At 25.8% G+C, this 20,915-nt stretch carries 12 protein-coding genes; 8 read left to right on the forward strand and 4 right to left on the reverse strand.

Annotated elements, in window-relative coordinates:
* Window positions 1-355 precede the first annotated feature (355 nt).
* Window positions 356-910 carry an inorganic diphosphatase gene (locus T388_RS0101445; RefSeq protein WP_027120559.1) on the forward strand — a complete coding sequence of 185 codons (555 nt, stop codon included), beginning with the start codon at window positions 356-358 and terminating at the stop codon, window positions 908-910.
* A gap of 61 nt (window positions 911-971) precedes the next feature.
* Here T388_RS0101445 and ylqF read toward each other — a convergent pair whose 3' ends face one another.
* The 4 genes from ylqF to T388_RS0101465 are packed head-to-tail and all read right to left on the reverse strand — an operon-like array spanning window position 972 to window position 3,359.
* Window positions 972-1,826 (reverse strand): ribosome biogenesis GTPase YlqF, encoded by an 855-nt coding sequence (ylqF, locus tag T388_RS0101450; RefSeq protein WP_027120560.1) that lies wholly within the window; start codon window positions 1,824-1,826, stop codon window positions 972-974.
* Between the two features lie 8 nt (window positions 1,827-1,834).
* Window positions 1,835-2,074, reverse strand: coding sequence for an MAG0865 family DivIVA-related protein (locus T388_RS0101455; protein WP_027120561.1), 240 nt, complete (start codon window positions 2,072-2,074; stop codon window positions 1,835-1,837).
* Between the two features lie 9 nt (window positions 2,075-2,083).
* The gene (locus T388_RS0101460) at window positions 2,084-2,839 is read right to left on the reverse strand and encodes a TrmH family RNA methyltransferase (protein WP_036456800.1); all 756 of its coding nucleotides are present in this window, start codon (window positions 2,837-2,839) and stop codon (window positions 2,084-2,086) included.
* Window positions 2,832-3,359, reverse strand: coding sequence for a tRNA (cytidine(34)-2'-O)-methyltransferase (locus tag T388_RS0101465; protein ID WP_027120563.1), 528 nt, complete (start codon window positions 3,357-3,359; stop codon window positions 2,832-2,834). Before T388_RS0101465 ends, T388_RS0101460 begins: the two co-directional genes overlap by 8 nt.
* A gap of 308 nt (window positions 3,360-3,667) precedes the next feature.
* Between T388_RS0101465 and rpoE the strand changes: the two genes are divergently transcribed.
* From rpoE to T388_RS0101505, 7 genes are all read left to right on the forward strand, one after another.
* Window positions 3,668-3,928 (forward strand): DNA-directed RNA polymerase subunit delta, encoded by a 261-nt coding sequence (gene rpoE / locus T388_RS0101470; RefSeq protein WP_027120564.1) that lies wholly within the window; start codon window positions 3,668-3,670, stop codon window positions 3,926-3,928.
* An 8-nt stretch (window positions 3,929-3,936) separates the two neighbouring features.
* Window positions 3,937-4,800: a class II fructose-1,6-bisphosphate aldolase gene (gene fba, locus T388_RS0101475; RefSeq protein WP_027120565.1), complete on the forward strand. Its 864-nt coding sequence runs from the start codon at window positions 3,937-3,939 to the stop codon at window positions 4,798-4,800.
* A gap of 86 nt (window positions 4,801-4,886) precedes the next feature.
* A complete protein-coding gene (locus T388_RS0101480) occupies window positions 4,887-5,438 on the forward strand; it encodes a thermonuclease family protein (protein WP_027120566.1) in 552 nt (183 codons plus the stop codon).
* 332 nt (window positions 5,439-5,770) lie between these two features.
* Window positions 5,771-15,718, forward strand: coding sequence for a PDxFFG protein (locus T388_RS03665; RefSeq protein ID WP_036456808.1), 9,948 nt, complete (start codon window positions 5,771-5,773; stop codon window positions 15,716-15,718).
* Window positions 15,719-15,740: 22 nt separating this feature from the next.
* Window positions 15,741-18,650 carry an ABC transporter substrate-binding protein gene (locus tag T388_RS0101495; protein ID WP_027120567.1) on the forward strand — a complete coding sequence of 970 codons (2,910 nt, stop codon included), beginning with the start codon at window positions 15,741-15,743 and terminating at the stop codon, window positions 18,648-18,650.
* A gap of 1 nt (window position 18,651) precedes the next feature.
* Complete coding sequence (locus T388_RS0101500; protein WP_027120568.1) at window positions 18,652-19,722, forward strand: ABC transporter permease; 1,071 nt, start codon at window positions 18,652-18,654, stop codon at window positions 19,720-19,722.
* 11 nt (window positions 19,723-19,733) lie between these two features.
* Window positions 19,734-20,717: an ABC transporter permease gene (locus T388_RS0101505; protein WP_027120569.1), complete on the forward strand. Its 984-nt coding sequence runs from the start codon at window positions 19,734-19,736 to the stop codon at window positions 20,715-20,717.
* Window positions 20,718-20,915 lie beyond the last annotated feature (198 nt).

Genomic DNA, 20,915 nt, shown 5'->3' on the forward strand with positions numbered 1-20,915 from the left:
AGCATAAATTTGGTTAGATGAGTGTTAGAAAGCTATGAAATTCATAGAGACTTATTTTTTGAGAAACAAATGAATGAAAAATATAGTATAAAAATGAAAGTATAGGAAAATGAAGGGGTGAATAAAAATGCAAGATCAGGAAAGGGTCTTGTATTTTTTATCGAAAAAAATGAAAATCAGGAAGGAACCCTCCCTGAAACAAACTAAATAAATTATAAATTAGTTCCTTCCTAATTTTCAAAAATTTTTGTTTTATCTGTTAAGTTCTCGGTTTTGTTTTACACTTCACACAGATGATATAAAAGAAAATTTTCTTCTTAGTATGTATAGTTTTATTTACTATAATTAGTAAGTTATGTCAAAAATAGTAGAAATAAAAATAGAGATCCAAAAAGGATCTAACATTAAATATGAATACGATCGTGCTGACGGTCAAATTCATGTAGATAGAATTTTGAGAGGAGACTTTAAATATCCCGCTAATTATGGTTTTATCCCAAATGCTTTAGATTGAGATGGAGATGAGTTAGATGTATTATTATATTCAAACGAATCATTTATTCCTGGGGTAATGCTTAATGCTCGTATTATAGGTGCAATGAAAATGATTGATTCAGGCGAAACAGATACAAAATTAATTGCGGTTCATGCTGATGATTATCGTTTAGATAATATAAAAAATATTGATGATTTGCCTGAGCCATTTTTAAAGAATATTGAAACATTTTTTAGCAATTATAAAAATTGAAAAAAACCTGGTTCAACAATTGTTCAAGGTTTTGAAAGTGAAAAATGAGCACTTGATGAATTAGAAGAATGCATAGATTTAATGAACAAATACGGAAAAATGCCTAAAAAAGAATTTGTTCAAAAAATGATGAAAGAGCATCCAGAAAAATACGAATTTTAATATAAAAGGACATGTAAATATATGCATGTCCTTTTATATATTTTAGAAAAACAAAAAATTACTAGTCGTATGTGATACCTTTTAAATTTTTAACAAAATTAATAAAATGCAAATAAACTTTATCTAAATCATTCTTAATATTATATTTTAGGCCCATCGTATTAGCAACTTCAGTAAAAAAAGTATAAATATCGGAATCAGTTATATCGGTAAATTTATTAATTTTAATTTTGTAATAATTTTCTATTTTTTCAGGGTAATATTGAACTATCATTTTGTAAAAACTATTTGCAAGAAAACTTAGCGGAAAAATTTTGGTTTCAATAGAACCTATCATCGCAAGTTTTGTTGCAGCATTTTGATCAGTCAATTTAGGAATCAATATTCCAGGAGTATCCATAAAAAAGAAATTATCAATATTTACTCATTTTTTTACTCTTGTTACGCCGGGATAATTTGCAACTTTGAGTGATTTTTTTTGAGACATTAAATTAATCAGTGTACTTTTACCTGCATTAGGAATCCCTAAAACAAAAATTTTTATTTTAGAAGAAATAAAACCTTTTTCCTTATCTCTCATGACTTTTTCTTTAGTCATTTTTTTTATTTCTTGAAGAATTAATTTTCTACTTTTTGATTGTCTTAGGTCTAGTCATAACATTTTTTCATTTTGAAATCTTTTTTGTATTAAATCTTTTTTATTTCTATCCATTAAATCGCTTTTAGTTACAACAAATAATCTTGGTTTTTGTGGTGCAACACTATCAAAATCTTCATTGTAACTACTTATTGGACATCTTGCATCTAGAACAATTATAAAAACATCAGCTAAGGTGGCATTTTGTTTAATTTCTCTAAATCCTTTTGCCATGTGACCTGGATATCAATTTATTAAAGTTTTTTCATTATCACTCATTTTTCTCCCTAATTTTGAATGTTTGTTTTCATTTTTAATTCTAGAATGTCTTGATTTAATTTATTTATTTTATTTTGATACTCTGATTTATTTTTTTCAATAATATCTTTTAAAACAGCATTTTCATTTTCTAATTCAGAGTACATTTTTAATAAATCATCAATCTTTTTTTCAACTTCAATTGTTACATATCCATTAAATTCTCTATTAAATTCAATATTTAAAAATTTATTTTTTTTATCTTTCACATTTACCTCTTAGTCTTTTTTATAGTTATTTTGGTTAATTTCATACATAATAATTGATCCAGCAATTGCAACATTAAGGCTTTCAAAGGAAATGGGTATATAAATTTTTAAATCTGCAAGATCTTCAATTTCTTTATTTATTCCATGCCCTTCATTTCCAAGCACTAATACAATTTTTTCAAACTTAAATTCAATTTTATTCAATTCTTTTGACCCGGAGTTAATGGTAGCACAAATTATTTTATAACCATTTTCTTTTAATTTAGAAATTTCGGCAACAGTATCATCAATTTTTCCTAAATATATATTAAATATTGAACCTTGTGTTGAATTAATTATTTTTGGTGTAAAAAAATTGTTTTTATTATATACAGCATCAAATTGAAATGCAGTAGCAGTTCTTATCAATGTGCCAATATTTCCAGGGTCTTGAACATTATCTAAAAATAAAATTTTATTATGTTGTTTTATAATTTGATTTTTTTTATAAACTCCTATAAGATTAAATGGATTTTTATAGCTACTGATTTTTTTTAATACATTATCGCTAATAATTATGGAGGTGTTAGAAATATAATTATTATTTTCATTATATAACTCTAAGGAATATACTAACGATTTATGTTTTAAACTTTCGTAGTAAATGTTTATTCCTTCGCCTACAAATAAATCATTGTTTTTTTGATTTTTTTGTATATTTAAAACTTCTTGAATTATTGGGTTTTTAATACTTGTAATAACATCTTTTCTATTAAATTTACTCATAATTAATTAAAAAATCTCTACCTTTTTGAGTTTCAAACTTATTTAGATTTATAAAATTTAATTGTCTCATTATTTCAAAACCTACTATTGCCACACAATTAGCTAAATTAATGCTTCTCATTTCGCTCACCATTGGAATTCTTAAACAATTTTTCAAATTATTTTTTAAGATATATTTATCAATACCAGTTGATTCTTTTCCAAACATTATTCATATTTCTTTATCATTAGAATAAATTTTTTGAAAATCAACATCACTATATGTATTTTGGCCATATCTTGTCAAGTAAAAAATATTTTTATTCTTATATTTTTTATAAAAATCTTGATATGAATCATGAATTTCATGTTGAATATCACTTAATAATCTACCTGCAGCAGGGCGAGATAAATATTTAGGATCTAAATCAAAACTTATGGGTTTAATTATATGTAGTTTCGCACCTAAAGCAAAACAAGTTCTTATTATGTTTCCTGTATTTGGCGGTATTTCTGGTTCAAAAAGTACTATATTTAACATATTTTCTCCTTATATTTGAATATATTTACTTATTAATTATAAATTATTACTTACATTAATTTTTAGGTTGTACAAAAAATAAAAACTAAGTAGATAAATTCTTGGTTTTTCAACACAAAATGAAACATTACAATTTATATCTTATTATTTTTCATTTATGATGAATTTTATATTAACTAACTAATGTTAATTTAAAAATAATGATATTCAATTATTTAAAAAATCAAATTTAATTGTTATTAATTTGTCAATTTGAGATTACTATTTATAATATTAATAATAATGATAATTATAGTAGGAGGTTTAAAATGAAGACAATGTTAGATATTGTTGTCGAATATACTCTAAAAGAATGTTCAAACAATTATTATGTTGAATTTGATAAAATTTTTAATGAAGTCGAAACAGAATTAAAAAATAAATGAATGGAAGAAGCTGATTTAAAAGGAAAAAGTTATGACAAAATCAGAATTAACAAAATAGGCGAACTATATCGTTTGCTTACAGTGGATTCTCGCTTTATAAGAAATGAAGAAGGTTTATGATCTACTAGAACAGGTCTTAAATAAAAGGAGTTATTATGATTAAAAACGCGAAAAATATGCTAAAAAAAGCAAAAAAAGGTAAATATGCAGTACCACATATCAATATCAATAATTTAGAATGAGCGAAAGCAGTTTTATTAACTGCTGAAGAAGAAAAATCACCAATTATTGTGGCAACAAGTGAAGGTGCAATTAAATATATGGGTGGAATGAATATAGTTGTTTCAATGGTAAAGGCAATGGTAAAAGATTATAAAATAACCGTTCCTGTTGCTTTACATTTAGATCACGGTTCATATGAAGGTTGTTTAAATGCAATTAAAGCAGGATATACATCTATTATGTTTGATGGTTCACATCTTCCTTTTGAAGAAAATTATGAAAAAACACAACATTTAGTTAAATTAGCTAAAAAACACGATATGTCAATTGAAGCTGAAGTTGGAACTATTGGAGGCGAAGAAGATGGCATTATTGGATCTGGAGAATTTGCTGATCCAAGTGAAGCTAAACAAATGGCTGAATTAGGAATTGATGTTTTAGCAGCTGGAATTGGAAATATTCATGGACCATATCCTTCAACATGAAAATCATTAAATTTTGATAAATTGGTTGAAATTAGCAATGCAGCTGGAATTGGTATTGTTTTACATGGTGGCTCAGGAATTCCTACTGACCAAATACAAAAAGCAATTAGTTTAGGTGTTACAAAAATTAATGTTAATACAGAATTGCAACAAGCAAATCACAAAGCCTTAAGAGAATACGTTTTAGCTGGCGAAGATTTAAAAGGCAAAAATTTTGATCCTAGAAAACTATATGCTCCTGGTTATAAAGCAATGTGTGAAACAGTTAAACAAAAAATACATGAATTTGGATCACAAAATAAAGCTTAATTTATACTTATGTACCATTTTTGGTACTTTTTTATTATTTTTTTTCAAATTCTAAATTAAATTTATTTTTCAATTAAATATAAAATATGAAATGAAAATTATTGAAAGGTATAAGTTTATTTTTATCTTTTTTAAGTTGCGGTTGCATCAATTCAAATACATTAAATTTTGAAACAAAAAAAGTAGAATGACCCTATTCGGTTATTGATGGTGATACAATAAAAATTAATAAAAATTTAAAGGTTAGATTATTTGGTATTGATACGCCTGAAACTAGCAAATTGTTTGTAAAAAACGATTTAAGTAAATTAGAAAATTTTTATGCTTCAAAAGCAAAATCATTTATTAGAAGTATTACTTATCAAAAACCTATTTCGCTAAAAAAGATATCCAATGATAAATATAATCGCTGAGTTTGTATTGTTTGATGTGACAATAAAGATTTATCAGAATTATTAATATTAAACGGCTTAGCTAGAGTAAATTATGTTTCTTTAAATAAATTTTCTCCATACTGAATTAATGATTCAAAATTGAAGGGTTACATAAATAAATTGAAAAGCATTGAGCAAAGTATAAGACGAAAAAATATAGGAATTTGAAAATATAGCAATACTCTAATTTTTCATAAAAATTAATTTTATTAACTGTATTTATTTTTTATATCTATAAAATAGTTTCAATTGGTATTTTTTTAAAATAAAATGAAAAAAGAACTAAAAATTATGTTTTATGCTAAAATATAATCATTATTATCAATATAAATAAGGATGGAAGCAATGAGCAAAATCACATGCCTAAATATTAAGAGCATTATGAATTTCCCAAAGAAATTCTGATTTTGTTATTAATTTTCCATTCTAGTTTCATACTAATTTTATAGGTGTGCTAGTTGGACTAGCACACTTTAATTTATTTAGATGATTATATTTTTGGTAATAATATGCAATTAAAATATGGAAGGAAACATATGAAAAAGAAACCTAAATTAAATTTTAGAACTCTTGTATGACCTAAATATGTATTATCAGCTGGAGTCTTGGTTGCTGCAACAGCAATTACTCTTGGTTCAATATATGGATATTCACAAAATTCAGATGCTAAAAAAGGTAAAGTTAATCCAACTTCACCAGCATATTTAAGAAATACATTTGCTCAAACAAATGAGGCAAAAGCATCATTTATAAGTTCGGATAAAACAAAATATATTGGAGATTATGATATTAATAACAATACACTCAATGGTCAAACTATTGAAGATTTTTTGGATAAGTATTACAAAGAAAATAAATCATTACCAATTCAAAAAATTAATTATGGTACATTTACTTTTTACAATGAATATATTGAAGCTGTAAGTCCAAAAGAATTTTTTAAATTTACACAATGATTCATGAATAATGTATCGTGAGGTCCTGAAATAATTACTCTAAAATCATTTTCTATTGTTAAAGGTGTTGAACAAAAAGGTAATTCTATTACTTTAGGTTCGCACGCAAACAAAAATAAAGAATATACCACTATTCAGTTTTTCCCTGATGCATTTTTTGGCGCGCTCCCTCTTTATTCAGAAACGGCTGGACAAGGTAATGCTCAAGAATCATTGCTTTATAAACTTAATAATAAATTATTAACAAGCGAAGAATTGAAAACATTTTTAAGTAGTGTTCCTAAATATAATTCATTGGTTAACATTAATAATACAACGCTTGAAAGATTTCAATTTAGAAATATTCATGATTATCGTTCATTAATTGGTAAAAAAGTTTTTGTTGTTAAGAATTCAAATTGAGTTTCTAAAGTTAAATCTTTAGCTAAACCAATTAACAATGTTGAAAAAGGAAGATATGAAATTCCAAATGATTATTTATTGTTGATAAATGGTTCTAATGAAACAGAAGCTAAGAAAAATTTGAAATCAAAATTAGCCAAATATTTAGAATTTGACAAATACGAACTTTTAAAAGATATAGATTCATTAAATCTTGTTGAGAAAAAAATTAGTTTTGTATCTATTGATCCAAATCTATATTTAGACTCTGAAGATACGTTAGATAGATATTTAAATGTTGTTTTTGATGATGGCACAACATTTAACCTTTTCCGTTCTTTTGCTGATGTTCAATATGCGGCAGGTGGGACTAGATTTACAAGTGATAAAAGTAGAGAAATTGTTAGAGGTTTTAACGATTCTAAAAATAGAATTATCGAATTATTTAACAAATATGAAGATAATTTAAAAACTATTGCAATCAAAGCTGGTTGAAATGACAAAGATTTTAATGATTTTTTAGAATATTTCAATACATTACTAGAAACTCAAGAAGAAATTTCGTTACTTACAACAGAATTAGATACATTAATAAACGAAATTAATAACAATGAAATACTTAATAATGAATTAACAAATCTAAGAAATAAGATTAACAATTTAACATCTCAGAAACAAAATAAAGAACAAGAAATTCAAACATTAAGTCAACAAATATCTGATTTAGAAATAAGAATTAATAATTTGAAAGAGTCAAATTCACCATATGATGATGAGGAAAGAGAATTAAACACTTTACAACAAAATAAACAAAAAATTGAGAATATATTAAAAAATATAGTGTCTTCTCTTCAGAATGCTGAAAATAAAATAAATGAAAAATCACAACAAGTTTTTTCAAGCGAAGTTAAAAATAAGAAAATAGATAGAAAAACAGAAATTGATAATAGACTAAATGAATTAAATTCAAGATCAAGATCTCTTACAATATTGGTTGATGACTTTTTAAAAGATTATAAATTTAAAAATGAATTAAAAGAAACTATTATTAAACTTTTTGAATATAAGAATAATGATTTATATAAAAATGCACTTACTGATGATGAAGATCCTAAAACTATTGAACCAAGTGTTTTAAAAGATAAAGCAACGAATTATGATGCGTTGTATTTTAACTATGACGAATCATTAAAAGAACTAACAGCTCCAATTTTAGGTCAAGATGGTCAAAAAAGTTACACAAGACCAAAGTACGAACCATATATTTATTACACAAATGATATTGCATATTTACCAAACCAAATAATTTCATCTGAAAGTTTAATTGATCTTTCGACATCAGCTCAATTAAATTGAAGAGATTTCTATAATTTAGACGGATGATTTAGAAGTGAAAAGGATAGATTAACCGATCCAAATTCTAATGAAAACAATACTGAGGTTTATGTTTATTCAACAAAATTAAAATCACTAGAAGAAGAATTTAAAAAGAAATATCCAAATAGTGCTATAACTCTAAATTTTAAAGAATTACAAGAAGAATATCAACAATTAGGTCAAAGATCTAATGAATTATATGAAAAGAAAATAGCTCATGAAAATTTAACTTGAGATTCATCTGCTAAGAATGTTGATAGTGTTAGCACAATAATGGGTAAATGATTTACAAATAGTATTGATCTACCTGAAAATTATAAATTATTAGGTACATCAGGTTCAGAACCTGTATTTCCTGATAGAAACGCATTTCTACGTTTCACAGCAACTTCTTATGAAGTGTTAGAAGAATATTTAAACTATGCATATAATGGTATGCCAAGCAGTAGAATTCCAAGTATTAAAAATGGATTTAAACTATATTATGAGAATTTAATGAATAAAATCAAGTCTGCTCAGCCAGGTGATTTTGATTTATTACTAAATTTAGTTAAAGAAAGACTAAATTTAGCTAAAAAAATATCACATTCAGAGACACAAGATATTAATGACAAAATTCAAATTCATAAATTATTCATTGAATCTATAAATAAAGCTCAAGATTGAGAAAATAAATATAAAAACGAAACTTGATATTTATCATTTAGTCAAATTTTAAATTTATATCAATTAAATGAAGATTTTAAATTAGCAATTAAACAAGTTAAAAAACAAATTGCTGAAAGAGATCAATATATTGAAGATTCTGCAGAAGCTTTATTAACTTCTTTAGACAGACGCATTATTAAATTTAAATTAGACTTTTTAACCAATACTCCTACATTTACAAATGATGAAGTAAATAAAAAATATACAGAACTTATTAACTATGTAACTAATTTAAGATCAAAAGCTAAATCCAAAGCAATTGAAGCATCTCAAATGTTAATTAATTGATTTAAATCAAGAGCTGAAATTACTTTAAATAGAATTAAAAGTCTAGATATTGAGCCAGCATTTGATATCTATATTGAAAATAATGGAGATGTTTCTAAATTAGAAGAAAATGTTTCTAATTTAGAAAGACAGTATAATGCTTTAAAAGAGCAATTAAATGTTGCTAAAACAACTTTAGATACCGCTAAATTATCATTAATTAATAAATATAAAGAAACTCTACAAGGCACAAATGAAACAGCTAATGATAGAGCAAAACAATTAATATTAGATCAAATTAAAATTTTTACAGATTATGAAAGTGGTTTAGACCAACAATTGTTGCTATCTAGAACATTAGCAGCACAAAAAGCTCAAGAATTAGATCAATTTTCACTTGAATATAATAATGCAAAAAATGATGCTGAGAGAGCTACTGTAGAAGCTAAAATTGATCAGACTACTATTGAAATAAGAAATATTAACGATTCAATTAGAATGAATAAAGAATTTGTCAAATCATATTCTATTATTCGCAAGAATCTTGAGGAAAGATTATCAGAAGTTGAGAATGATCGAGAAACATATCGCATATTTATTAGTATCAGTGATAGATTTGTTTCAGAATTGTCTAATGTTATTGATAATCCTGGATTTGGTAATTTTGTTCCTGAATATTCAAGAAAATTTATGGTTAGACTTAGAAATAATGCTAGAGAGTTACGTCGTTCATTTACTATAAATATTGAAGCATTATTAAATGGAGTTGCTTCATTGTCTCGTTCATATGATGAAGCATTATCTGATTTTTCAGCTAAAGAAAAAGCAACAAATAGCAAATTCGATAATTTCCAAACAAGTAAAAATAAATTAGATATTTTTAATGAAATTTTAAATAATACAGACTATAAACGTGAAGTAGAAAACATTAAACAATTACATACAACCACCGATCAACTTGATAAGGACCAAAAAACAAAACGTAAAGAAGTCAATGAAATTTTTCCATTTTACAAACCAAATGTTAACAAGAGTGATCCAACACAAACCGAAGAGTTATGAATTCAATTACAAAATAATATTCAAAAAAGTGTTGAAGAAATTTTAAAAGAGGAAAATGAAATAAGCAAAGAATTAGATCTTACTAATACTTCTAGTGAATTAACATCTTTAAAAGAAGCATTAGATGCTAAAAAAGAATCATCAGGATTTAATGATTCTATTTCTAAATTTAATGATAAATTAGAAGAATATTCAAACATTATTAATGAATTAAATGATGAATATAAAAAGCTTATTCAGTTGAAATTTTTATCTGGAAGATTTAATACAATTCAAGCTAGACAAGATGCTAAAGATGAAATTAGATCAACTGAAATTGGTAATGCTAAAGATGAAATTCTTGATAAATTTTTCGATTTAATTGATAACACATCAACTTATGTTGAAAAACAACAAATGGTTGTTGACAATATTCCTAAAAGAGCTGTTCAATTAGCTGCTAATTTAATTGCTATGGCAGATAGTATTTCGCAAAAAACAGCAGAAATTTCTCCTGAGTCTAAAGCTTATATAAACAAATTACAAGATTTATTTAAAAACTATACTATGAAAATATATAGTTATTTTGATGCTAACGATTTACAAAAAGAATTCATAAACGAAGAATTATCTAATTTAGGTGTAAAAATTGCAAATATTACACGAGAACTTTCAAAATCATTTAAAAAAGATAAATCAATTCAAGAGTATAAAACAAAAATCGATAATGTTCAAAAATTATTGAAGGAACTTTATTTAAAATTAGATTTTGAAAAAGCTATTGATTCAACAACAAGTTATTTACGTTCAATAATGAATAATAAAAATTTTCAAAATGATAATAAAGATAAATATTTATATTTAATGTATGGAAAATGATTTGTTGAAAATAATTCAAACAAAATTGATGAATTAGATGAACAATTAACAAAAATTGAACAAGACGAATATAATCCAATTAATAATGAAAAAGAAACTGAAGAAAATACTAAATCTGAATTAGAAGATGAATGAAATTCTTTACAAGAAGAAATAGATGAGTTAAAAAATCAAGGACAACCTGAATCAGCATACAAAGATAAATTAGATAGACAAGCAGAAATTGATGTGGAACTTAATAATATAGAAACACGTATTGCTGATTTAGAACAACAAATATCTGATATTGAAACTAGATATAATGAAATAGAAGAATTAAAAGATAGTTATGATAATTTGCTTGAATATTTTGGAGACAATGAATACGAAATTGATGATTCTATTAAATATGATCCAGCAACTATTACAAGTCCATTTGATCGTAGAGTTTTTCTAAATTCAGCAGTTGATAAATATATTTCAAGTATTAAAAATCTTGATGATAAAATTTTAAAAGTTAAGGAATTTTTATTAGATTTTAAAAATTACTTTAAATTATATATTTCTGACAGTGACAAAGATGTTAGATTAGATGAAGTATATCGCACCGCTATTAAGTTTTCTGTTGAAAAAATGAGAGAAATTAAAGTTAAATTATTGGTTAATAAAAATAGACAAGAAACACTATATGATTCTAATAATTTAGGTGACGAATTACAAAGTGCTAATGATTTAATTGTTGCAAAATCTAGAATTGAATTGATTGACATTTTAACTAAAAAAGGTGTTGTAGACAAAAATGCTCAACCTGAAGAAATTAATAAATTTATTCATAAAATGAATTTAACAAATATTGATAAAAAAGATTCAAAATTAGTAATTACCTTAAGAGAAACAAGAAAACCTGGTGAAGTTGATTTTGGAGATAATTATAATCAATATTATTTAAAATACCATTTAGACGCAAATGTTGAAGATACTAAAAATGATAGAAGACTAAGTGCAATTAATGATTTATTTGCAACACTAAAATATAATAAAACAGTTGCACCAGTTATCATAAAAGAAGACGGTAAAGTTAAAGATCCAATTACAAATAAATCTGTAAAAGGTTATAGTGTGTTTGCTGATGCATATCAAGGATTGACAAGACAATTATTAACAAACGTTCCTTATTCAGGGGAATGATTAAATGGGGAACACCTAGAGTCATTTATTAATGAAAAAGGCGTTATGGATTATAGAATTGTTAATGGTCCTTATTTAGGATTTACAAAAGATACACGTGTTGGTTTATGAGCTATTTTAAAAATGAGTGATCCTAATTTTAAAGGTATTTCAACTGATTTCTTAAAATTTGTTGGAGCTCATGAATATGGCCACCATATGACATTAAATTCAGCAAGTGATTTAGGGGATAAAGGTTCTAATCCATTGTATGTTAGTTCATTAACACCTGGTACACCTTCAAGAATTGATAATTATTACAATAAGAATGTTTTAGAATTATATTTAAAAGCACGTACACACTTAAATATTGGCACTACACGTTTATTAGATGAAAATAATGTTGTTGTAGACTATGGTGAATATGGTGTTTGAAAATTACCAAAAATGGTTGAACAATCTGATGGTTCATTTAAACTTGAGTATGAAGATGAAAAAGAAGCTGATATTTGAGGAACTAAATTAGATGACAATGATATTAAAGAAACAATTAATAATAAAAAACGTCGTTTCTTATTAACATTTAAAGGCATTATTGATGCTGTAAGAGCCCGTAGAGCTGCAAATAATTTAACTGGTAAGGATGAAAAATATTTACAAGCATTTGATATTTGAATTATGAACTCATTGGATCATTTATCAGGAACATTAAATCCTAGTGTGTTCAATGGAACTGCTAAATATTTAGTATGAGATGAAACAAAACAAAGTTATGTATTTACACCAGGTTCTTTAGCAATTTTAAAAGGTATTTTAAAAGATGGTAGCGGCAAAGAAATTGAATTCGAAAACATTAATGGTGAAGTTGAACCAATAATTGTTAAGGGTAGAAAAAACGCAGATGGAAAATATGTCGAAATTACAGAAGTTGCTATGAAAACTAAACATCTAAAATTAGATGCTAATGGTAATGCTGTGAAGGATGCTAATGGTAATGATATTTACGAATTAGTACCTGTTATAAAAGTTCCACTAAATGTTGATTTAGAAGATACAAATTCTCCATATTATGATGCTGGCGCGTTAGAATATGTAAATAAACAAATTGAAACAATTAGATCATCAATTAAATCATTAATAGTTGAAAAATTTTCAATAAATGGTTGAGATGATTCAGATACTAACATTGATTTAGATAGTAAATTAATATTAGAATATTCACATCTAAAATCGTTATTGCCAAAGAGTTTTCCGGATGGATTTAATATACCTGCTCAATTGTCATTTATGGATCAAATTAGAAACAGAGATGTAATAAATGGTGGATTATTAGATCCAAATAGACGTGTTAAAATTTATGACAAAGAAGGTAACGAATTAAACGAAAATAGTTTTACTGATAGATCATTCTTCTTAAATGTTGAAAAAATACCAAGAGTTCCATTACCTAATTTGGTAGATAAAATTAAATATATGTTTATAGCTGCGCAACCACCTAATAATTTAGATCAATTTTCAAGATCTATGGGCCAAGTGCTACATGTAGCAAATAAAAAACAATTTATTCCTAATGTTAAATTAGATGATTCATTACATACAATAGGTTTTTTAAGCTATTTACCAGCTGGGTATGATGAGATATTTAAATTTAGAAAACTTTTATCTAACTATAGTCAATATGTTGGAAAAATTATTGGTATTAATAAATCAGAATCAACATGATTGTTGCAAGACAATAAAAATAATGTCTTGCCAAAAGATAGTTCTTATTTGGGAAATGTTCCTGATTTTACTAATTTTAATAATTTAGCATTAAATGTAAATAGTTTAAGTGATAATATTGATAATAGTTTATTTGATTCATTTTTTGTAAATCAAGGCGGAACAAAACTATTTGGTAAAAATATTAAATTTAAAGATAATTTTGATGAATTTATTGACTTTACATCTATCGATTTATCTAAAGCAACTTTAGATAAAGTAAACAAAGTAGTAAATTGAGATATTTCATATGTGCAACAAAAATTTGATATAGATTTATTTAAATTGAATTTCCAAAAAGCCCTAGATAAAGATAAAATTTTAGATCAAGAATCGAAAGATAAATATTTAGAATTATTGAATTCAAATGATAAACAAAGATTAGCTAATGAAATTATGAGAAGATATAGTGAAAGTAAATTAGCTATGAATATTCAATATTTTACAATGCAAGATATTTTAGATAACCATGATTTAGCATGAGTATTTGATCAAAAACTTGGTTATGGTTTATTAAAAGTTGAAGGATTTAATGTTATTGATCCTAATAAAGAAAAATGAGAAATCGATATTGATGAATTCTTAAAAACATTTCAATCATTTGCTTATGAGAATAATTTACAATTAAATCAATTAGGTATGTTTGAAGTTATGATATTTGAAAATAAAATTCAAACATTTAGTGATCAAGTTATAGCGCGTTATATAAATCATAATGATACGTCATTAATTGGCGTTATGTCAAATATGATCAATGGATTCTTTAAAAAAGCAAAACCAACTAATAATGTTATTGAATATTATGCGGCTAAAACAGAACGTAAATTTAACGAATTTTTCTCAGATTATACATATAATTATGCAGAAATTATCAACCGTGATAATTTACAAATAACATATTCACCATCAAGTGAACAGTTTGGAAATATGCCTGGTTTTCTTACAGGTATTTCTGAAGCTACAACCGGTTTAGAATATGTTGTTGATGGAGAAGCCACTGCTAAGTGAAATAATTTATTAAATAAATTTGATGCTGGCTCAAGTAAAATTGGTATCAAGAATATTATTTTTGAATCAGAAACATATGATGATGAAGAAAGAAAACGTGTTGCTGATAATTTAGGTTTAAAATATAAACAAAAAGTGTTTGCAAATAATAAAGATTTCAACGATGGTATTAGTGCATATAGTAATAGTTTCTTTGGTTCATTTAGAACAATAAATAATGGTTGATTTAAAGATAGATGATATCGTGAATTTTTAAACTTCCAAATGTATGATGATCAAGGAAAACCTGTTGAAGATGATACAATTAGAATTAAAAACCTTAAGAATGAAAAAGTAACAAATAGAGTTGAAGCTTATTGACAATTTTATATACAATCACAAGGTGTAGGTAAGAGAACATTATCAACAATTTGAAGAGATAGTGATAAAGATGCTGTTGCAATGTTTGGTTATTTATCAAACGATGTTGCAAGTCAAGCAGAATTTATTGCTTTTGAAGATGTAAAAACAGGTGAAGTGAAAAAATTACATATAACTAAACAACATACTAATAATATGTTTTATTACAAAACACAAAATCCTGAAAATGAAGAAAAATTCATGAATGGTGATAAGAGTGTTCGTCATACATTAGATGATGAAGAATATAATTACACTGATAAAAATGGAACACATATAGGAAAAGGGTTTACAGCTTGGGTGTCTGATTATGCAGTAATGTCACAATATCGTGATAGATTATTAACTCCAGGACATGAATATAGAGTGTATTTTGCTGATGCAAAAGGTAATAAAGTCTTAGAAATGGATTTAGGAGAAAATGAATCAGTATCTGAAAATGGTAAAACATTTTCTCAAGCACCAATAGCAGTATTTAAACACTGAACAAACCCTAATGTAAATAAAGAGTATGAAACAAGAATTAAAGTTGATCACCAATTTAATGGTGTTATAGCTTAATTCATAAGTTAGGAGATAAAATATGAGAAAAAAAATATTATTAAATTTAGGAATGCCTATTGTAGTTGGTTCAACATTGATGATTGCCAGCTGTTCAAACGCAAGTGAAAAGCAAAATCCAACTACTAAACAATATAATAGAGATTCTAGTACTTATGATTTAGGTTTAGCAACAAATCCTATTAACTCTTTAAATTACATTAAATTTGCTTCAGTAAATAAAATACTACCCACTCTTGTAGAAGGTCCTTTAAAAACAGGTCCAAATGAATCTGTAAAAAGAATTTTGAACTTACCAGAAATTCCAATGGGTATTTTTGGTAATGATGCTAATAGTAATACAATGGAAGACTTTTTAAAAAATCATGAAAATGCTGCAAAATCAGTGTCTGGACGTTTTTATTCATTAGATCAATTTGGAGCAACAACAGGAAATTCTATTGGCAAAACTGGTGAATATCAACCTATTTCAGGTATTTTTACAAAAAATAACAATATTTTATCTATGCACATTTTGTTAAATGAAGGTGAAAGTAAATGAAGTAATGGAGACCCAGTTCAAGCAGATGATTATGTTGATGCAATGCATTATATTTTAGATTTAAATACTGGTAGTCAAAAACAAACTGCTACATTACAACGTAAATTTAAATCAAGTAGTGAAATGATTGAAGCGCAACAACAATATATTAAAAAACATAAAAAGCCATATATCAATCCTTTTGGTTACCCTGAATTAATAAAGCAAGGTGATCATTATGTATATGATGTATTTAGTTCTTCATATAAACCATGATCTTCACAAAATCCAAATGATGATGAAGAAGTTGCAGCGATTAAAAAAGCTGCCTTAAATTTGGGTATTTATAACGGTAGAATGTATTGAAATCATTCAAATAAAGAAATATTTGATGCAATTAAATATTCACCTGATTTTGATTTTAATGCAGAGGAAACTATTGTTATGCTGCCTAATCCTGAATATTCTCTTGCAAAACACACAAAAGAAGAGTTGAAAAACATTAATCAACGTATTGCTGTGAAAGTAAGAAAATATTTATATTCAGATCCTTTATCAAAAACTAATAAAGAATTTGCTAAATTACTTAAAGCAAGCAAATTGTTAAAAATAAGATTAAATAATATTAAATTTGATGAAGAAAATCCAAACATTTATAATGATGCAGTAAACAAATTATATAAAGGTGAGAATGTTCTTTCTAATGATGATATTTTAAATTTCAAACCAAGAGATTTCTTTGAATTTAGAACATTTGCTTTTGATGAGTATTCTGTAAGAGTTGAATATGATTCATATCAACCTACTTCTATTACTAATGGCTATCGTGATTTAACAGATTTAATTCCAATAAATAGAAAATTTGTTGAAAGTATCGGTGGAATAACTGAATTTGGTTTAGATAAATCTAAGTTTTTAACTAATGGTGCTTTTGATATTGATGATTTAGTATTAGGTCCTCAAGGATATATAATGTTAAAGAAAAACAATCAATATTATTCAGCTGATAAAACAATTAGTAATAAAATAAAAATTTTCTTTAGTTCAGATCCAAATATTAATTCAGCAATGTATGATGATAATTATATTGCTGCAACAAGAATTCCTGCTGTTCAACAATTAAATTACTGAACAAATTTAGAATATAGAAAAAATATGAATAAGTCAGCAGGATTTGGTACTATTGCTCTTGCGTTTAATTTAGATCAAGAAACTAATGGTTCCTCATATATTCAAGACGAGAATTTAAGAAATGCAATTTATTATGCTATAGATCGTGATTCAATGCTAAATATTGTTGGATGAAACTCTTCTTATCCTGTTATAACTTGAACCGCTTTTGGTAACGGTTCTTCAAGTTTTGGAGATCCTGTTGAAATGTCTTTTGATCATGATTTTATGTATACTAAATATCAATTTGATGAATTTTATAATGCATTTAAAGGTAAAAAAGATAGTGAATTAACCGAAGTTGAAAAACAACAAAAATTAAATTTAAATAAAAAATTAAAATCAATCCCAGTTCAAAATTATTCACATATTGATCACTTGTCTAAAATTTATAATTTTGAACATGTTGATAGAACTGATAAAGCATATCATTTAGATATTGCAAGATTCTACTTAGAAGAATTTAAAAAAACACACCCTGGTGTTGAAAAAGTTCATCTTAAATATATTTCTAACTCAACAGATGAACAACAAAACGCTGGTATAGCATTACAAGACTTTATGAAAAAAGCTTTTGGTGATTTTGTAGAAATTGAAATTAAAGGGTTACCAGAAAATGTTTATGAAGATTCAAGAACAACTGGTCAATTTGATTTATTGTATCGTAACTTTGATGCCTTCGGTTCTGATACATATAGTTATGTAAAAGCTTTTTTCAAAACAGATGAAATAAATAAAGCTAATCAAAAACAAACAGGATTTAGAAACAATCCTTCAGGTGGCTGAACATATCAAAAATATTTCGAAAAATTAGGTTTTAGATATGAAAAAAGTATTGATAAAGTTATTTCTATTTTTCCTGAATTAGCAGAAAAAACTAGAAAGAGATTAAGAATTTGAGATCGTTCAATTTGAAGCAAAATTCTTGAATTAGTATTTGTAAAAGACGATGAAGATGCTAGTGATTTTAATAAGCGTCATTTGAGTTTCTTTTCAAATCAATTTACTAAGGAAGAAACGATTGAAGGTTGAACCGAGAAAAAAGTATTCGCAGTTATTGCGGCATTAGAAAAAATTATTCGTGATGGAGCACCAGTTGTTCCACTTATGGAAGTTGATACATATTGAGAAGTTTCTCGTGTTGGTGGCGTGGCAGGATTATTTACATATTCATTACAATTTGCTTATGATGTAGCTAATCCATCAAGACCAAACTTACCAAGAGTAACAAAGGAAGGATAAAATGAAAAAACAAACAAGATATAATTATGAAGATAATCTTAAAAAAATAAAAGGTAAATATATTCTTCAAAATGCTCACGTTGATTTTGTTGGCAAAAGGCGTAAAATGACGTGATACGAAAAAATGTTTAATCCACAATCATCAACTTCTAAGATATTATATAATACTGCTAAAATGCTAATCGAATTCTTAGTTGTTGCTTGAATAGTTATTACAATTACATTCTTTTTAATTAATTCTATTCCAGGTGCAACAACATTAACTGCTGGTTTGGATGATTCAGCTAGAATTGCTGTTGAAACTAAATATGGATTAAATTTACCTCTATTTCAAAGGTATTTAATTTATATAAAAAATATATTTAATGGCGATTTTGGAATTTCTTTATCTGTATTTCCAGGTAGTGAAATTAATGATTTTGTTTGAATTAGATTTTATAAAAGTTTTTTAATTGGAATTTTTTCAGTTATGTTAACTTTAGTAATTGGTATTCCATTAGGAGTTTATGTTGGTATGAATCCTGATAAATTACCTGATCATTTGGCAACACTAGTTGTTTCAATATTTTCATCAATTCCTTCATTAGTATTTGCTTTATGATTATTATTAATTGGCCGTAAAATGAATTTACCATATTTATTTGATGAACGAAATATTGCAACTTATGTTTTACCAGGTTTAGCTTTATCTCTTGGTTCGATTATTGTTTATATAAAATATATAAGAACAGAATTAAACCGTGAGTTAAATTCACAACATGCTAAATTTTGTTATTTAAAAGGTTTAAGCAAAACTAGATTCGTTTGAACTCATGCTCTTAAACCATCATTATTTCCAATTGCAACATTTTTCCCAGTAGTTATTTTCGGAAGTTTTATTGGTTCATTATTCGTTGAACAAATCTTCTTTATTACTGGTTCTGGTGGTTTATTATTACAAGCTATCACATCAAAAGACTATAATATCATTTTATTTATGGTTACATTATTCTCACTTATTACAATATTATCATTTACAATGCGTGATGCTCTTTATCAAATTATTGATCCACGTATTAGAAGAAGAAGTTAGGAGGTTGTTTTATGAAATTGTTTAATAACAAAAGGGCAAAAGAAAGCCCTAATAATGTTCATGGTCGCGATTTAGCACCAAATCCAATATTGCAACCACTTAACTATAAAAAGTGAGAAATTATGGGTAATATTTTTGAATATCATGAATCAGGAACCCTACATAAACAAAAAAAACCATTTGTTGAATTCTTTTATCGTTTTAGTCGTTCATTTGCGGGAGTATTTGGATTTGTTACATTGTTATTACTAATAATATGTGCATTAGTTATTCCATTCTTTACACAAGATCCTTTATTGGTTCAAGAAAAAGATAGATTTCTTACCTTTTTTACCGACGGCCATATTTTTGGTACTGATGCTTTAGGTAGAGATTTATTCGCAAGATTATGATGAGGTTTAAGATATTCATTAGCATTAGCATTTGTTGCAACATTTATTCAAGTTTTCATCGGTTTAATAATTGGAATTATGATGGGACATTTTAGAATATTTGATAAAGTTATGACCTTTTTCATCAAAATAGTGTCAAATGTTCCTTCAATAATTATTCTTATTGTATTTACAATTGTTTTAAAACCTACATTTTGAGTAATTGTTTTTGCATTGACTTTTACTTCATGAACAGGTATTGCAAATCAAATGCGTTCACAAGTTATGAGAGCTAAAACATTTGAGTGAGTTTCAGCTTCAAAAATTTTAGGAACACCTACATATAAAGTTCTTATAAATTATTTACCAGTTGTTATTCCTTTATTAGTTACTGAAATTGTTTTCCATATTCCGGGTATTATACTTTCAGAGACATCGTTAGCTTTCATTGGACTTTCTATTCCTTCTCTTCCAACTTTAGGTAATTTAATCACTGAAGGTTCAAAAATATTCACAACCTATCCTCGTTTTGTTTTAATTCCATCATTTATGTTAATAATTGTAACAACATCAATTCAATTGATGTCTGCTGCTGTTCAAGATAGTTTATTGAGACAAAGATAATTATGGCAAAAAAAAGATCAAGATTGAGCAAAGCTAGAAAAAGTAGTGCTCCAACAAAAAAAGCAATAAAACAAAACGAAAATAATATGATAATAGACACAAGTATTTTGGAAAATAACATTTCTAATAATACATTTGACGCTACAGCAAAAGAAGAAAATGTGAATATTAATGAACAAAGCATTTCTGGAGATAGAA

Source organism: Mycoplasmopsis lipofaciens ATCC 35015 (assembly GCF_000686585.1).
Classification (GTDB): domain Bacteria; phylum Bacillota_I; class Bacilli_A; order Mycoplasmatales; family Metamycoplasmataceae; genus Mycoplasmopsis; species Mycoplasmopsis lipofaciens.